This is a genomic window from Pseudactinotalea sp. Z1748 (assembly GCF_049725185.1).
Taxonomy (GTDB): Bacteria; Actinomycetota; Actinomycetes; order Actinomycetales; family Beutenbergiaceae; genus CALKWS01.
The window spans coordinates 15,087-29,791 of record NZ_JBMPQB010000012.1 but is presented as its reverse complement, the minus strand read 5'-3'; the positions used below and the strand labels follow the sequence as shown (position 1 = coordinate 29,791).

The window sequence follows — 14,705 nt, the reverse complement described above, 5'->3', positions numbered from 1 at the left end:
CGGCTGTGCCACGATGCCACCATGCTGAACAGCGCCGAGAAGATCCAGACCAGTCACGCCGGTTCCCTGCCGCGCACCCCCGAACTCATCGAGGCCAACGCCGCCCGGGTCCGCGGCGAGGAGGTAGCGGGTTTCGACGACTTCCTGGGCGAGCAGGTCCGCGACCTGGTGCAGCGTCAGGTGAACACCGGCATCACGGTGGTGGGCGACGGCGAGTACGGCAAGGCGATGACCTCGCCGATGGACTTCGGGGCGTGGTGGTCCTACATCTTCCAGCGCACCGCAGGTCTGGAACTGGATGAGTCCGCCAAGTGGGTCACCGAGCGGCACATCTCCGAACCGGGCAACACCACACTCACCGGCTTCGCCTTCCGGCGCGATCAACAGGCCTTCCGGGAGGCCTACACCGACCCCACCTCCGGGGTGATGGTGGGGGAGGCGCCGGCATTCCCCAAAGTCACCGGCCCGCTGTCTTACACCGGGGCAGAGGCGATCGCCGCCGACGCCGCGCACCTGAAGGCGGCCGCGGACGCCGCCGGAGTGACCGATGCCTTCATCACCTCCCTCGCCCCGGGCTCGGCCTCACGGATCGCGAACGAGTACTACGGAAGCGACGACGAACTCCTGGAGGCGTGGGCCGAGGTGTTGCGGCCGGAATACCAGGCGATCATCGACGCCGGCCTGATCCTGCAGATCGATGACCCCTCCATCGCGGAGAACTTCGACCAGATCGAGCCCGAGCCCGCACTGGAGGACTACCTGGCTTTCACTCGGGTTCGGGTGGAGGCACTCAACCATGCCCTGCGCGGGCTGCCCACCGACAGGATCCGCTACCACCTGTGCTGGGGGTCCTGGCACGGTCCGCACACCACCGACCTGCCGATGCGCGACATCATCGACACCGTCCTGGGCGTCACCGCCGGCGCCTACACGTTCGAGGCCGGCAACGTGCGGCACGAGCACGAGTACACCGTGTGGGACGACGTGAAGCTACCCGAGGGCAAACTGATCCTGCCCGGTGTGGTCTCCCACGCCACGAACGTGGTGGAGCATCCCGAACTGGTCGCCCAGCGCATCGAACGGTTCGCCACCCGGGTCGGCCGGGAGAACGTGATCGCCTCCACCGACTGCGGGCTCGGTGGGCGGGTGCACGCCCAGATCGCCTGGGCCAAGCTCGACACCCTGGCCAAGGGCGCCGAGCTGGCCACCCGTCGCCTGTGGCGCTGAGGCGGCCGCGCCGGTCAGTCGGCATCACTACGGTGGCAAGCCCGCGCCATCGCTAGGGGGTTTCCGCCGCCCGGTTCGCCGAGCACCAGAACTGGAGCCGGGCGCCGTCGTCGTAGGTGGTGAGCAGGCCGGTGAAACCGTGCCCACCGGCGAACTCGGTGTGCAGCGTCTGCGCGGCGGTACCGGCCTGGTACCGGTACTCGCTGAGCGGCTCTCCGGCATCGCCGCTGACCACCACGCGCACCCCGTTCCCGTCCGGCTGCCCCACGGTGTAGGTGACCTGCAGGGCCATCGCGTCGAACTCGGCCCCGGCGCTCTCGCCCTGCTCGACGAGGAGTCTGTCCTGGGTGGCGCCGGCGTCCCGGTCGGCGTCGGGCCGGAACTGGTAGGTGCACTCGATCTGCGCGGGTAGCGGCTCGGGCGGCTGTGCACAACCGCCGACGACGACGACGGCAGCCCCCGCCCAGGTCAGCACCCTGCGTAGGTGGGCGCCCCGTGCGCGCCGGAGTTCGCCGTCGTCCATGGACGAACAGGCTTGTCTACCGGGACGGTGCGGTCAAGCGAGGAGGCCGGATGGTCGCGGCGGTGAAACCGTCCTCGGGGGCGGCGCAGGCAGCGTGGAGGGCGGTGGGGCAGGCCTGCGTGAGAGGCGTGGGGCGCCGGCGGGGTGCCCCGAAGCGTCCTGCAATGCCGGTGCCGGCCCGGCGTGTGGTGGTCATCACCAGGCCCGGAACGAGATCCCCCTCGGCAACCGGGCCCGGGGTGTTCTACGGTGCTAAGCGTGAACGATTCCGGCTCGGCAGACCAGGGCGACCGGCGCGGCCCGGGGCGCCGCCTCCCCGGCGCGCCGGTCGGTCGCCGTGCCGTCGCTCCCGGTTCCGGTGCGGAACCGGCGGGAGCCGCACCCTCCGACGCGACGTCGCCCCCGCCCACCTTCACGCCCTCGGCCAACACCCCGGTGATGCCCACCCCGCCATCCACCAGCCCGCCACCCACGTTCCTGCCATCGGCCGGTGAGTCCCCGGCCGCACCGGCTCCGCTGCGCCGCCCGCTGCGGCACCGGGCCCGGGCTGCCATGGCCGCGACCTCCCCGCCCACCGAGCAGTTCAGTGCCCCCCGCCGTACCTCCAGCCTGCCGTTGACGGTGGAGCGTGACGTGCTGGACCTGGTGGTACGCATGGGCGAGGCGCTGATCGGCACCGGAGCCGCTGTTGCCGACACCACCGTGGATCTGCTGCGGATGGCCGCCGGGTTCGGGGTGACGAACTGCCACATCGACATCACGTTCATCTCCATCACCGCCACCATCGACCGCAGCGACGACCCGCTCACCAAAGTGCGGATCATCTCGGTACGCACTGCTGACTACTCGCGCCTGACCGACCTGCACCGGATGATCGACGATGTCTCCGCCGGCAAACTCACCCTGCTCGATGCCCAGTCCCGGTTCGACCAGATCGTCACCTCCCCGCACTCCTACCGGCGCTGGATCGTCACTGTGGCACTGGGTGTGATGGGTGCATCGATCGCAGGCCTGCTCGGCGGGGGGATCCTGGTGGCACTTGTGGCCGGGCTGACCTCCGCCGCGATCGACCGGGTGCTGCGGTTTTTCCGACGACGGAACCTGCCCTACCTGTTCCAGCAGGTGATCGGCGCGGGAATGGCCACCCTGGTGGCGATGCTGTTGATGGTGGGCCGGGAGATGCTGGGCTGGCCGGCGCACCTGCTCCCGCCCTCGGTGGTGGTCGGTGCGGGCATGGTGGTGCTGCTGGCCGGGTTGTCCCTCGTGGGTGCGGCCGGGGATGCGATCCAGGGGTATCCGCTGACCGCTGCGGCCCGAAGTTTCGAGGTGGTGCTCAACACCATCGGGCTCGTGGCCGGCATCGGCGTGATGCTCAACCTCGCCCGGGCGATCGGGATCCCGCTGGTACTGAACGAGCCGATGGCGGCGCAGACGTCGGTCTGGGTCCAGGCCGCGTGCGGCGGGGTGGCTGCGGCCGCCTGGGGGGTGGCCTCGTACGGGCGCTTGCGCACGGTGATGTTGATGCTGGCCATCGGTGCTGGCTCCACCGCGGTGCGCTGGGGGGCGATCGACCTGGGCATGGGCTTCGAGGCCTCGGCCTTCGTCGCCGCGATGGTCGTGGGGCTGGCCGCCGTGGCGGTGGGGGAGCGCACCCGCACCCCCTCACTCGTGTTGTCCATCGCGGGTTTGACACCGCTGCTGCCCGGGCTGGCGATCTATCGGGGCATGTTCGCGCTGGTGGAGGGTGACCACGTGCTGGCGGGCAGTTCCGAACTGATCGGGGCGTTCATGATCGGGTTGGCGCTGGCCGCCGGAGTGACCCTCGGTGGCTACCTGGCGACACCGCTGCGGCGCCGGATCGACCGGTTCAACGAGATGGTCGGCGTGCGTGCCCGCGGCGCTCGCAACTGAGCCTGCGGGGGGCCCCGCGTCCGGGGCCGCACGGGGGCAGGTGATGCTCATCACCTGCCCCCGCCGAACCCCCCGCGCGGTGGGACCAGACCGTTAGGATGAGACTTCCATCCGTGATCAGTGAAAGGCGAGCTCATGGCCGAGCGCACCGTCACGGTCAAGTCCGCCGTGGGCTTGCATGCGCGACCTGCGGCGATCTTTACCCGTGCGGCTGAGGATTCCGGGATCCCGGTGCGGATCACCAAGAGTGGAGCGGCCCCGCAGGACGCGTCCTCGATCCTGGGTGTGATGACACTGGGGGTCAAGGGCGGCGACACCGTCACCCTGTACGCCGACGGGCCGCGCGCGGACGAGGTCCTGGACGACTTGGCCGACCTGCTCAGCAGGGACCTCGAGGCGACCGCCGAGTAGCGAGGGGACGACGGTGGTCTTCGATGTCGACAGGTTCACTCGCTCATCCGATCGAGTGCGGTGGCAGGACCTGGACTTCGACTCCTTCGTCGGCGAGCCGCTCGGCGAGGAGTCGCTGCGAACCCTGCGGTACATGTGCGAGGTGGAGTACCACACCGTCTGCTACCTGCGGGATCAGTTGGTCACACCCTCCCGGCGATCGGCCGACGTGGGTGCATTCATGACCATGTGGAACCGCGAGGAGTTCTGGCACGGGGAGGCGCTTGCGCACGTGCTGGGGCTCCATGGCGTGAACATCACGTATGACTACCTCAAGGCCAAGCGGCTCAAACTCGGCTGGCGCGAGCGCCTGGTGCCGGTGAAGCAGTCGATGCTGGGCAATGTGCTCGGCCGGGACTTCATCGCGGTGCACATGATCTGGGGCGCGGTCAACGAGTGGTCCGCGGGCGCCGCCTACAAACGTCTCGCGGCGATGGAACCCCACCCGGGCCTGGCGGTGCTGCTCAAGCGGATCGCGGCCCAGGAGGCACGTCACGTCGCCTTCTACGCCACGCAGGCGCGGACCCGCCTGACCGGCTCCGAGCGTGCCCGCACCTTCGCCCGGCTCGCGCTGCGCAAGGCCTGGGAGCCGGTGGGTTCCTCGATCATGGACGATGCCGAGGTGCAGCACGTGATGTCGCACCTGTTCTCCGGACCCGACGGGCGCAGGGAGATCGACGCGATCGACACCCACATCGCGAAACTGCCCGGCATGGAGGGTCTGACCATCGTGGGTGATGCGATGGACGCCCGGGGTATCACCGGATGAGGCCGCGTCCCCACGCGAGCCGGGTTCTCGCCGTCGTCGGTCCGGCCGGTGACTTCGATATGGCCGACTTCATCAACAACCCGCGCCCGATCACCCTGGCCGCCGGTGGGCAGTCCGCGCTCGCGCAGGCCGACCTGCCCGCGGGCGTGCTGCAGGCACTGGAACTCATCCGCGACGTCGAGCAGGCGGCCCTGGACTGGTTGCGGGACCTGTTGATCACCCCCACCCACGCCGACGCCGAGGTGACCGCGTTCCTGACCACTTGGGCATATGAGAAGTATTGGCTCGCCGACGTGCTGGGCAGGGTCCTCACCGACCACCCGGGCCCGGATGCACCCGGGCCCGGCGTGCGGGCGCGGCTCGCCGAGCAGGCACACGAACGGCTCTTCCCGACTCTGGCCGCGATCGGGACGAACCTCCTGGGGCCACGGGTGATCGCGGGCCACCTGGCCACCGGGCTGGCGGACACGTTCGCGCTGCGGGTGATGATGATCCGGCTGGCGGAACTGGCGCCGGCCTCGGGTGAGCTCACCCGCGCCGTGCTGCACAGCACCGAGCGGCACGTGGCCTTCTACACCGAACAGATCCACCGGCGAGCCGGCACGAACGCCCCCGCGCGCCGGTCGCTGCACCGGGCCCTGCGCGGCTGGCGCTGGCCCGGTTCGCGGTACGCCGAACCCCGCAAGATCACGGCGATCCTGCGGTACGTGCTCGGCCACCCGACGGCACGTCCGCTTCTGGCACAGGCCGATACCGCCCTGTCCGCGCTGCCCGGCGCCCCCCGGCGCGCGGTGTTGCGCACAGAGTTCGCCAGATTCGTTGTACATGGAACCAACGGCTGGCAACTGCGCGTACAGTAGCCGAGGTGTCCGTCTCTGAACCTTCACGTGCTGCCGCCCGGCCCCTCGAGGGTGCCCATGTGCTGCTGACCGGTGCCACCGGCTTCGTCGGTCAGGCGGTCCTGGAGAAACTGCTCAGCGCCTATCCCTCCACCCGCATCACCGTGCTGGTGCGCCCACGGGGCACCCTCACCGGGCGGACGCGCGTCAACAAACTGCTCCGCAAGGCGGTGTTCAAGCCGTGGCGTGCGCAGATCGGGGCCGAGCAGGCCGACGCCGAGGCACAGCGCCGGGTCACCGTCCTGGAGGGTGACCTGGATTCGGTGCCGGAGTTGCCCGGAGATCTGGACGTCGTGATCCACTCGGCGTCCTCGGTCTCCTTCGATCTGCCCATCGATGAGGCCTTCGCCGCCAACGTCGGCGGTCCGGAGGCTCTGTACACCGCCCTGACCGCCTCCGGCTCGAACCCGCACGTGGTGCACGTCTCCACCTGTTACGTGGCCGGTCTGCGCAAGGGCGTGGCCGAAGAACGGAGCCTGGAGCACAACATCGACCGCGCCACCGAGACGCGGATGGCCCTGGCGTTCCGGGAGAAGGCCGAGTCGGCCTCGCGGGCACCGGCTGTGCTCGGCTCGCTGACCAAGCAGGCCCGGAGCGAGCACCGCCGCGCCGGAGCGCAGGCGGTGGCCGAGGCCGCCGAGGCAGCCCGGCTGGAGTGGGTCAACGACCAGTTGGTGCGCGCTGCCCGCACGCGCGCGCAGTCGCTGGGCTGGCCCGATGTGTACACCCTCACCAAGGCGCTGGGGGAGCGGGCGGCCGAGGACCTGTGGGGCGCGCGCCGGTTGTCGGTGGTGCGGCCCACGATCATCGAGTCCTCCCTGAAGCACCCCTACCCGGGCTGGATCGACGGGTTCAAGGTGGCCGATCCCCTCATCGCGGCCTACGGGCGGGGCCTGCTTCCGGAGTTCCCGGCCCTGGCCGACGCCATCCTGGACGTCATCCCGGTGGATCACGTCGTCAACGCCACCCTGGCCGCTGCCGCCGCGCCGCCCCCGGAAGGGGAGCCGCAGTACTTCCAGGTTTCCTCCGGGATCCGCAACCCGGTGCGCTTCGGGCAGATTTTGCGCCTGATCCGGGAGTACTTCCGGGCCAACCCGCTGCTGGACGAGGAGGGTTCGGTGGTGCATGTGCCGAACTGGTCCTTCCCCAACGCCCCGGTGGTGGAGCGCGGGCTGCGGCGCCGGGAGTGGGCGGTGCGCACCGCGGACAACGCGGTGGGCCGGCTGCCCGGCAACGACACCACCCGCAAGTGGATCTCCACCCTGTACAAGGCCAAGCGGGATCTCGGCACGCTGCGCAAGTTCACCGACCTGTACCAGCCCTACACCCAGACCGAGGTGATCTTCGACGACGCCAACACCCGTGCACTGCACGAGGCGTTGCCGCCGGAGCGCCGCGCCGAGCACGGCTTCGACGTCACCGAGATCGACTGGGCCCACTACCTGCAGGAAGTGCACATCCCCACCGTCCCGGGTCTGATGCGTTCCCGGGACAAGCGCGGGCCTGCGCGGTCGGCCTCGGGTGCCACCCTGCCCGAGCGCACCGATGTGCTGGCCGTGTTCGACCTGCACGGCACCGTGGCCGCGGCGAACCTGCTGGAGCACTACATCTGGGTGGAGCTGGCCGCCAAGGGGGCGCGCAAGTCGCTGCAGCACCTGGGCGGGATGGTGGCCACCTCCCCGTCCTACCTGCAGGCCGAACGGCGCGATCGTGGTGACTTCATCCGTTCCTTCATGCGCCGCTACGCCGGCGTGCACGAGGAGAAACTGCGCAAGGTGATCGCCGAACGCGTGGCCACCTCGTTGCGCTCGCGGCTGCACGCCGAGGCCGTGGAGCGCATCGCCGAACACCGTGCCGCCGGGCACCGCACCGTGCTGGTGACCGGGCAGATCGATGTGTTCGTGGAGCCGCTGGCGGATATGTTCGATGAGATCGTGGCCGGGAAGATGGAGACCGACCCGGCGGGGCGTTGGACCGGGCACCTGCTCACCTCCCCGCTGGTGGATGAGGCCCGCGCCACCTGGCTGCTGCGCTACGCCCGCGAACAGAACCTGAACCTGGAGGAGTCCTACGCCTACGGCGACACCTACGCCGACCGGCCCTGGCTGGATGTGGTGGGCAACCCCAGCGCGGTGAACCCCGACGCGGCCCTGTACCGGTACGCGCGCGCCAAACGCTGGCCCGTACGTGCCTGGACGACGACGGCGGAGGGACGGTTCTCCCCGGTGTTGCGCTCGATCCGGGCTGGAGGCCGGTAATGGTGGACATCCAGACCTCACCGATCGGTGGGATCGCGCTGGTCACCGGGGGAACCTCCGGAATCGGGCTGTCCTTCGCCCGCGCCCTGGCCGGGCGCGGCTGCGACCTGATCCTGGTGGCCCGCAACGCCGAGCGACTGACCGCCACCGCACAGGAACTGCACCGCGACTACGGCGTGGCCGTGGACACCATCACCGCCGACCTGGCCACCGAGGCCGGCATGGAAGAGGTGGCCGAGCGGCTGGAGGACGATGAGAATCCCGTGCAGGTGCTCATCTCCAACGCCGGGCACGGCATCCACACCCCGCTGACCACCGCGGAGATCGGCGAGCACACCTCTGCCGTGGAACTCATGGTCAACTCGGTGCTGGTGCTCGGGGGCCGGGCCGGGCGGGCGATGCGGCGGCGCGCCTCGGGCGTGATCGTCAACGTCGGCTCGGTGGCCGGGTTGATCCCGCTGGGGGGCTATTCGGCGATCAAGGCCTGGGTGAACACCTATTCCGAGGCCCTCGCGCTGGAACTGACCGGCACCGGCGTGCAGGTGACCACGTTGGTGCCCGGGTGGGTGCGCACCGAGTTCCACGACCGGGCCGGCATCGGCACCGGATCGATCCCGAACGCGTTGTGGCTGGATTCGACCCGGCTGGTCAACGACTGCCTGGCCGACGTGGACAAGGGCAAGGTCGAGTCCATCCCCTCCAAGCGGTTCTGGCTGATCTGCTTCTTCCTGCGCCGCCTGCCCCGCCCGCTGGTGCGCGCGATCGCCGGCAAACTGATGTCGAAACGTGGTCGTGGATGAGGGCTGCGCGCCGCACCGACCGCTACCACTGGGCCTGGCACCGATGGGCCCGGTATGTGGCACAGCGTCTCATCCTGCGCCCGATCGTGTTCTCCACCACCCGGGTCACCGTGACCGGTGAGGGCAACCTGGAGGGCCTGCGTCCCCCGTTCGTGGTGGTGGCCAACCACTCCTCCCACCTGGACGCCCCGCTCGTCATCACCGCCCTGCCGTGGCGCGTCACCCGTCACCTGGCCACCGCGGTGGCGGCCGACTATTTCTACCGGCAGGCCTGGCGCCGTACCCTCACCTCGTTCTTCTTCAACTCCTATCCGGTGGAACGCGGCCGCGGCAAGAAGCGTGAGGCCGGCCTGTCGGTGACGCTGTTGCGCGAGAACATCCCGCTGGCGATCTTCCCCGAGGGCACCCGCTCCCGCACCGGCGAGATGGCCCCGTTCACCCCCGGCGCGGCGGCGCTGGCGCGGGCGCTGCGGGTTCCGCTGGTGCCGCTGGCCCTGGTCGGTGCCCACGACGCGATGCCCCCGGGTGCCAGTTGGCCCAAGCCGGGCCGGCTGCCGGTGAAGGTGATCATCGGCAAACCGATCGAGGCCCGCCGCGGGGAGAACCTGCCGGACCTGAACGAGCGCCTCACCACCCAGGTGCGGCACATGCTCACCAACCAGACCCCGTACGTGGTGGTGCCCGAGAGCGCTCCCAGCGCCAGCAGCGGTCATGGCGAGGACCAGGCCGACGACGACGCAGCACGGGGCGGCGACAAGCCCACCGAGGGCGCGGGGGACCCGGGCGGCACGGCCGACGACGACGCGGCCCGGTCCGGCAGCATGACGGGGGAGGTACGCGGGGATCATCCGGCGCAGGCGTCCGGGACCGACGAGGACGGCACCAAGGACGCCTCCGGCGGCCGCTGGCGTCGTTGGCGCCGGAGGGGCCGAACCAGGGATCACACGACTTCCGAGGCGGCCACTGGCGGCCCCGACGACGGCGGAGAAGAAGCAGGAGGACACCGATGAACGAAGTGCAGCACCAGAAGTGGTGGGGCTGGGGCGTGGAAGGAATCGCCTTCAACCACACGGACAAGCCCGGTTTCGCCCCGTTCGTCAAGGACAAGATCGGTTTGGATCTGTCCGAACCTGCAGCGGAGGTGCCCAAGTTCGAGGACCTGGACGTCCCCGCCAGCAGGTTGCCGGAGGACGTGGGTCAGGCCCTGCGCGACATCCTCGGAGATCACCATGTCAACACCACCGACTACGACAGGGTGGTGCACACCTACGGCAAGGGCCTGCGCGACCTGGTGATGATCCGGGCCGGGATCCTGCCCCGCGTGCCCGACGTCGTCGTCTATCCGGCGAACGAGGTCGAGGTGCAAGCCGTCGTCGACCTCGCCGTGACCGCGGACGCCGTGCTCATCCCGTTCGGCGGCGGTTCGAACATCTCCGGCAGCCTGACCCCGCAGGCCCAGGAGGGCCGCCCGATCATCTCCCTGGACCTGGGCAGGCTGAACCGGGTGCTGGAGATCGACGAGCAGGCCGGACTCGCACGGGTGCAGGCCGGCGCGCTCGGTCCGGATCTGGAGGAACAACTCGGCCGGACCGGCTGGACCATGGGCCACCAGCCGGACTCCTTCCGGCACTCCACCCTGGGTGGGTGGATCGCCACCCGCTCCTCGGGGATGCAGTCGGACAAGTACGGTGACATCGCCGACATCACCCGCGGGCTGCGGATGGTCCAGCCGGGCAAGGTGGTGGTGGTGCGTCCCCTCCCCTCGACATCCACCGGACCGAGCGTGCGGGAGATGATCCTGGGCTCGGAGGGACGCCTGGGTGTGATCACCGAGGCCTGGGTGCACGTGCACCGGCTCCCGGAGAACCGGGACGTGATCGCCTACCTGTTCCCGAACTTCTCCGCCGGCCTGGCCGCCATGGAGGAGATCGCGAACTCCGACGCCGAACCCACGATCACCCGGGTCTCCGATGCCCCGGAGACGGCGTTCTCGTTGCAGACCCGCAAGGCCTCGACCTCACTGTCGTCCAAGATCGGCGAGGGGCTGTTCGAGGTGCTGCGCCGGCGCGGCTGGGACCTGGACAAGGTCTGCATCAGTTACATCGGGTATGAGGGCACCACTGCTCACATGCGCTACACCAAGGGCATCGTCGGGAAGATCGTCGGCAAGCACGGTGCGATCAAACTGGGCAAGGGCCCGGGCGCGATGTATGACGCCAAGAAGTTCGACACCCCGTACCTGCGGGACTTCCTGCTTGACCGGGGCGCCCTCGGGGACGTCTCCGACACGGCGGCACCGTGGTCGAAGTTGGGGGAGTTGTACGTCAACACGATGCGCAACGCCTACACCGCGTACGAGGAGTTGGGTGTGAAGGGGTACGTCATGTGCCACCTGTCGCACTCCTACCACTCCGGGGCATGCCTGTACTTCACGTTCGCGTTCCGGCCGAAGGAGGGCCTGGACCCGCTCATCCAGTACGACCTGGTCAAGTCGGCGATCCAGCAGTCCTTCGTGGACTACCACGGCACCTTGTCCCACCACCACGGCGTGGGTATCGACCACCAGCCGTGGCTGGAGCAGGATATCGGGGAGGCCGGCACCGACATGCTGGTTGGCCTGCTGCGCGCCAACGACCCCAGCCGCAACCTCAACCCGGGCACCCTGATCCCGCCGGAACGCGAGTGGTGACGCCCGGCCTTTGAGCCTCCAGCCCGGCCTGCGTAGCCGGGCACCGCACCCGGGCATTGACCCCGGCGTCCGGCCCGGGGACCGGGCCGGGCCGTGGGAGGCTGGGGGGATGGTGGGGACGCTGATGCTGGTCCGGCACGGGGAGTCGGTGGCCAACGCACGGTCGCTGTTCACCGGTGTGTTGGATGTGGGCCTGACCCCCTCGGGCATCCGCGACTGCGGCCTGGCCGGTTCCCGGTTGCGCCACCTGGGTTTCCGCCCGGACGCGCTCATCACCTCCGAACTGGTGCGCGGGTGGCGTACCGCCGAGTTGATCTGCGAGGAGATCGGCTTCCCCGGCACGATCGAGCGGGACTGGCACCTGAACGAACGCAACTACGGGGCACTGTCCGGCCTGAGCAAGGCGCAGGTGCGGATCGAGCACGGTGCCGAACGCTTCCGCTTCTGGCGCCGCTCCTATGCCGGACGGCCACCGCCCCTCCCCGAGCGCACCCTGACGCTGTGGCGCACCCTCTCCCCGTTCGACCGGTTGCCGGCGGATGCGCTCACCGCGACTGAGTCGCTGCAGGACGTGGTTGAGCGCATTCGTCCTTGGTGGTACCAAATGCTGACTCCCCGCCTGGCCGATGGAGAGGACATGCTGGTCGTAGCGCACGGAAACTCCCTGCGTGCACTGTGCGCGGTGATCGACGACCTGGACGACGAGGAACTGTCCGCGCTGAATCTGCCCAATGCGCGCCCGCTGCGCTACCGGTTCGCCGTCGGCGCTGACGCAGACCGGCCCGGTTCCCTCCTAATAGCGCAAACACGCGGCGGAGAGTATCTCGACCCGGAAGCGGCGCGGCGGGAAGCCGCACTTATCGCCGCCCAGGGCGGGACCTGACCGGACGCTGCTTCCGGGCCGCGCCCGGCGTCCTCGGACGGGGACATTGCACGATCGCCATCAATAGTGTTATCAATACGTGAGCCCAGAGCGGCGGGGTCCCGATCGGGCCGACCGGATAGTTGCGTCAGCCAGATCGGACCGCGCCACCGCTTCCCCAACACTGCCTCATGAAGGTATGTCAGCAACGGAGGTCACATGCCGATCCAGACCGTGGAGACCTTCCTGGTCGCCCCACGCTGGTTGTTCGTCCGCCTGGAGACGACCGATGGTGTCGTCGGTTGGGGTGAGTCGAGCCTGGAGGGGCACGGGGAGACTGCACAGGCCGCCGTGCACACGTTCGACGACATTCTGATCGGCGCCGACCACACTCGGATCGAACAGCTCTGGGGCACCATGACCCGGTCCGGTTTCTATCGCGGTGGGCCGGTGTTCTCCTCGGCGGTGTCCGGTGTGGACCAGGCTCTGTGGGACATCCGCGGCAAGGAACTCGGCGTACCGGTCCACGACCTGCTCGGCGGGGCGGTCCGGGACAAGATCCGGGTTTACGGCTGGGTCGGAGGGGACAACCCCAGCGGTGTGCGCGAAGCCGTGCAGGCGGTCCGGGAAGCGGGCCTGACCGCGGTGAAGATGAACGCCACCGGCCCGGTGGACCACCTCGGCACACTGGCTGACACCCGCGGCGTGATCGAACGTGCCGGCGCTGCACGGGAAGCCCTGGGCGACGACGGCGACTTCGCCCTGGACTTCCACGGCCGGGTCTCCCTGCCGTACGCCCGCCGGCTGCTCGCCGCGCTGGAGGACCTGCACCCGCTGTTCGTGGAGGAGCCGGTGCTGCCCGAGCACACCTCCGCCCTGGGCACCCTGGTGGCCGGTACCTCGATCCCGATCGCCACCGGGGAGCGGCTGTACTCCCGCGGCGAGATGCGCACCGCCCTGGAGGCCGGCGTCGGTGTGGTCCAGCCCGACCTGGCCCACGCCGGTGGGATCTCGGAGGTCCGGCGCATCGCCGCCCAGGCCGAGACCTATGACGCCGCACTGGCCCCACACTGCCCGCTCGGCCCGCTCGCACTGGCCGCCAGCCTGCAGGTGGACTTCGCGAGCCCGAACGCGATGATCCAGGAGCAGTCCATCGGCATCCACTACAACACCGGCAGCAACGAACTGCTCGACTACGTGCTCGACACCTCCGTGTTCGACTTCTCCGACGGCTACATCCACCGCCCCACCGGGCCCGGCCTGGGCGTGCAGATCGATGAGAACGTCGTCCGCGAACTCGGCCGGCGCCCGCACCGCTGGCGCACCCCTCGCTGGCACCGCGAGGACGGCAGCATCGCCGAGTGGTGACCGGAGAACCCGACGTGACCGGAATGCCCACGCTGCCGCCGAACAGCACGTCCGGGGTGCGTCACCGAATGAGTACCAGCGCCAGGACCGCCACGTCATCGACGTCCGACGTAGCCCAGTGCATCGTCTCCGGCCGCACGGCCGGAGCCACGAAGGGGTGAGCCGTGCCGGCCGACCGTCCGAACACGTTGTCCCGGCAGGTGCTGGATCAACTCGGCCAGGCCATCGTCTCCGGTGTTCATCCTCCGGGAACCACGCTGCGGATCGAGGATCTCCAGGCCGATTTCGGGGTCTCCCGCACCGTGATCCGGGACGTGCTCCGGTATCTGGAATCACTGCACCTGACCCGATCCCGCCCGCGGGTCGGGGTCCGGGTGACGCCGAGGTCGCACTGGAACGTGTTCGCCCCGGACGTGGTGCACTGGCGCCTCGCCGGGCAGGACGCACCGGCACAGTTGGTGTCGCTGACCCAGTTGCGCACCGCGGTGGAACCTCAGGCGGCCGAACTGGCCGCGATGAACGCGCCGGAGCATGTGGGCGCTGAACTCGTGGCACTGGCCGAGACGATGGCGGCCCTGGCCGCTGCGGGCGACCTGGACGCGTTCCTGGCGGCGGACCTGACGTTCCATTCCCTCCTGTTGCAGCACTGTGGCAACGAGATGTTCGCGGCGCTGGATGCTCCGATCGGTGAGGCGCTCAAAGCCCGCCACGCCCGGCACCTGGTGCCCGACCACCCCCGGGATATCGCCGTGCTGCTGCACCAACTTGTCGCCACCGGGATCCGGGATCGGGACGGGCCCACCGCCGCCACCGCGATGCGCCAACTCGTCACCGAGGCCGGGACCGTGGTGTCCGCGGCACGTGCGGGCACCGCCGAGCCCGCCTGAACGGGTATCGGTCCACACCCAGGGACCAAAGCCCCAGCGCGTCCCGATCCGCGACCCTAACC

The 14,705-nt window shown here is 69.8% G+C and carries 13 protein-coding genes; 12 read left to right on the top strand and 1 reads right to left on the bottom strand.

Annotated features, from left to right (window positions below):
- The first annotated feature begins 21 nt into the window (after positions 1 to 21).
- Positions 22 to 1,227, top strand: coding sequence for a cobalamin-independent methionine synthase II family protein (locus ACO0LU_RS18210; protein ID WP_424792771.1), 1,206 nt, complete (start codon positions 22 to 24; stop codon positions 1,225 to 1,227).
- A 52-nt stretch (positions 1,228 to 1,279) separates the two neighbouring features.
- Here the strand turns inward: ACO0LU_RS18210 and ACO0LU_RS18205 are convergent, their stop codons facing one another.
- Positions 1,280 to 1,750: a hypothetical protein gene (locus tag ACO0LU_RS18205; protein WP_424792770.1), complete on the bottom strand. Its 471-nt coding sequence runs from the start codon at positions 1,748 to 1,750 to the stop codon at positions 1,280 to 1,282.
- 258 nt (positions 1,751 to 2,008) lie between these two features.
- On the opposite strand from ACO0LU_RS18205, the gene ACO0LU_RS18200 reads away from it, so the two are divergent.
- The 11 genes from ACO0LU_RS18200 to ACO0LU_RS18150 all read left to right on the top strand — a co-directional run bounded on the left by ACO0LU_RS18200 (position 2,009) and on the right by ACO0LU_RS18150 (position 14,643).
- Entirely contained in the window at positions 2,009 to 3,661 is a 1,653-nt protein-coding gene (locus tag ACO0LU_RS18200; RefSeq protein ID WP_424792769.1) for a threonine/serine ThrE exporter family protein, read from the top strand.
- 135 nt (positions 3,662 to 3,796) lie between these two features.
- A complete protein-coding gene (locus ACO0LU_RS18195; RefSeq protein WP_424792768.1) occupies positions 3,797 to 4,072 on the top strand; it encodes an HPr family phosphocarrier protein in 276 nt (91 codons plus the stop codon).
- A gap of 13 nt (positions 4,073 to 4,085) precedes the next feature.
- Positions 4,086 to 4,880, top strand: a complete 795-nt coding sequence (locus ACO0LU_RS18190; RefSeq protein WP_424792767.1) for a ferritin-like domain-containing protein — start codon at positions 4,086 to 4,088, stop codon at positions 4,878 to 4,880.
- Entirely contained in the window at positions 4,877 to 5,740 is an 864-nt protein-coding gene (locus tag ACO0LU_RS18185; protein WP_424792766.1) for a hypothetical protein, read from the top strand. The genes ACO0LU_RS18190 and ACO0LU_RS18185 overlap by 4 nt, the downstream gene beginning before the upstream one ends.
- 5 nt (positions 5,741 to 5,745) lie before the next feature.
- Complete coding sequence (locus ACO0LU_RS18180) at positions 5,746 to 8,037, top strand: HAD-IB family hydrolase (RefSeq protein ID WP_424792765.1); 2,292 nt, start codon at positions 5,746 to 5,748, stop codon at positions 8,035 to 8,037.
- Positions 8,037 to 8,837 (top strand): SDR family NAD(P)-dependent oxidoreductase, encoded by an 801-nt coding sequence (locus ACO0LU_RS18175; RefSeq protein WP_424792764.1) that lies wholly within the window; start codon positions 8,037 to 8,039, stop codon positions 8,835 to 8,837. The genes ACO0LU_RS18180 and ACO0LU_RS18175 overlap by 1 nt, the downstream gene beginning before the upstream one ends.
- The gene (locus ACO0LU_RS18170; protein ID WP_424792763.1) at positions 8,834 to 9,847 is read left to right on the top strand and encodes a 1-acyl-sn-glycerol-3-phosphate acyltransferase; all 1,014 of its coding nucleotides are present in this window, start codon (positions 8,834 to 8,836) and stop codon (positions 9,845 to 9,847) included. Before ACO0LU_RS18175 ends, ACO0LU_RS18170 begins: the two co-directional genes overlap by 4 nt.
- Complete coding sequence (locus ACO0LU_RS18165; protein WP_424792762.1) at positions 9,844 to 11,526, top strand: FAD-binding oxidoreductase; 1,683 nt, start codon at positions 9,844 to 9,846, stop codon at positions 11,524 to 11,526. The genes ACO0LU_RS18170 and ACO0LU_RS18165 overlap by 4 nt, the downstream gene beginning before the upstream one ends.
- Positions 11,527 to 11,536: 10 nt before the next feature.
- On the top strand, positions 11,537 to 12,409 hold the full coding sequence (locus ACO0LU_RS18160) for a 2,3-bisphosphoglycerate-dependent phosphoglycerate mutase (protein WP_424792761.1): 873 nt from the start codon (positions 11,537 to 11,539) through the stop codon (positions 12,407 to 12,409).
- A 198-nt stretch (positions 12,410 to 12,607) separates the two neighbouring features.
- Entirely contained in the window at positions 12,608 to 13,756 is a 1,149-nt protein-coding gene (gene dgoD, locus ACO0LU_RS18155; RefSeq protein WP_424792760.1) for a galactonate dehydratase, read from the top strand.
- 164 nt (positions 13,757 to 13,920) lie between these two features.
- Complete coding sequence (locus ACO0LU_RS18150) at positions 13,921 to 14,643, top strand: FadR/GntR family transcriptional regulator (protein WP_424792758.1); 723 nt, start codon at positions 13,921 to 13,923, stop codon at positions 14,641 to 14,643.
- Positions 14,644 to 14,705: the final 62 nt, after the last annotated feature.

Coding starts and splice junctions, on each gene's coding strand:
- ACO0LU_RS18205 (WP_424792770.1), bottom strand. CDS start 1,750: ATGGACGACGGCGAACTCCGGCGCGCACGGGGCGCCCACCTACGCAGG.
- ACO0LU_RS18165 (WP_424792762.1), top strand. CDS start 9,844: ATGAACGAAGTGCAGCACCAGAAGTGGTGGGGCTGGGGCGTGGAAGGA.
- ACO0LU_RS18195 (WP_424792768.1), top strand. CDS start 3,797: ATGGCCGAGCGCACCGTCACGGTCAAGTCCGCCGTGGGCTTGCATGCG.
- ACO0LU_RS18175 (WP_424792764.1), top strand. CDS start 8,037: ATGGTGGACATCCAGACCTCACCGATCGGTGGGATCGCGCTGGTCACC.
- ACO0LU_RS18210 (WP_424792771.1), top strand. CDS start 22: ATGCTGAACAGCGCCGAGAAGATCCAGACCAGTCACGCCGGTTCCCTG.
- ACO0LU_RS18170 (WP_424792763.1), top strand. CDS start 8,834: ATGAGGGCTGCGCGCCGCACCGACCGCTACCACTGGGCCTGGCACCGA.
- ACO0LU_RS18185 (WP_424792766.1), top strand. CDS start 4,877: ATGAGGCCGCGTCCCCACGCGAGCCGGGTTCTCGCCGTCGTCGGTCCG.
- dgoD (WP_424792760.1), top strand. CDS start 12,608: ATGCCGATCCAGACCGTGGAGACCTTCCTGGTCGCCCCACGCTGGTTG.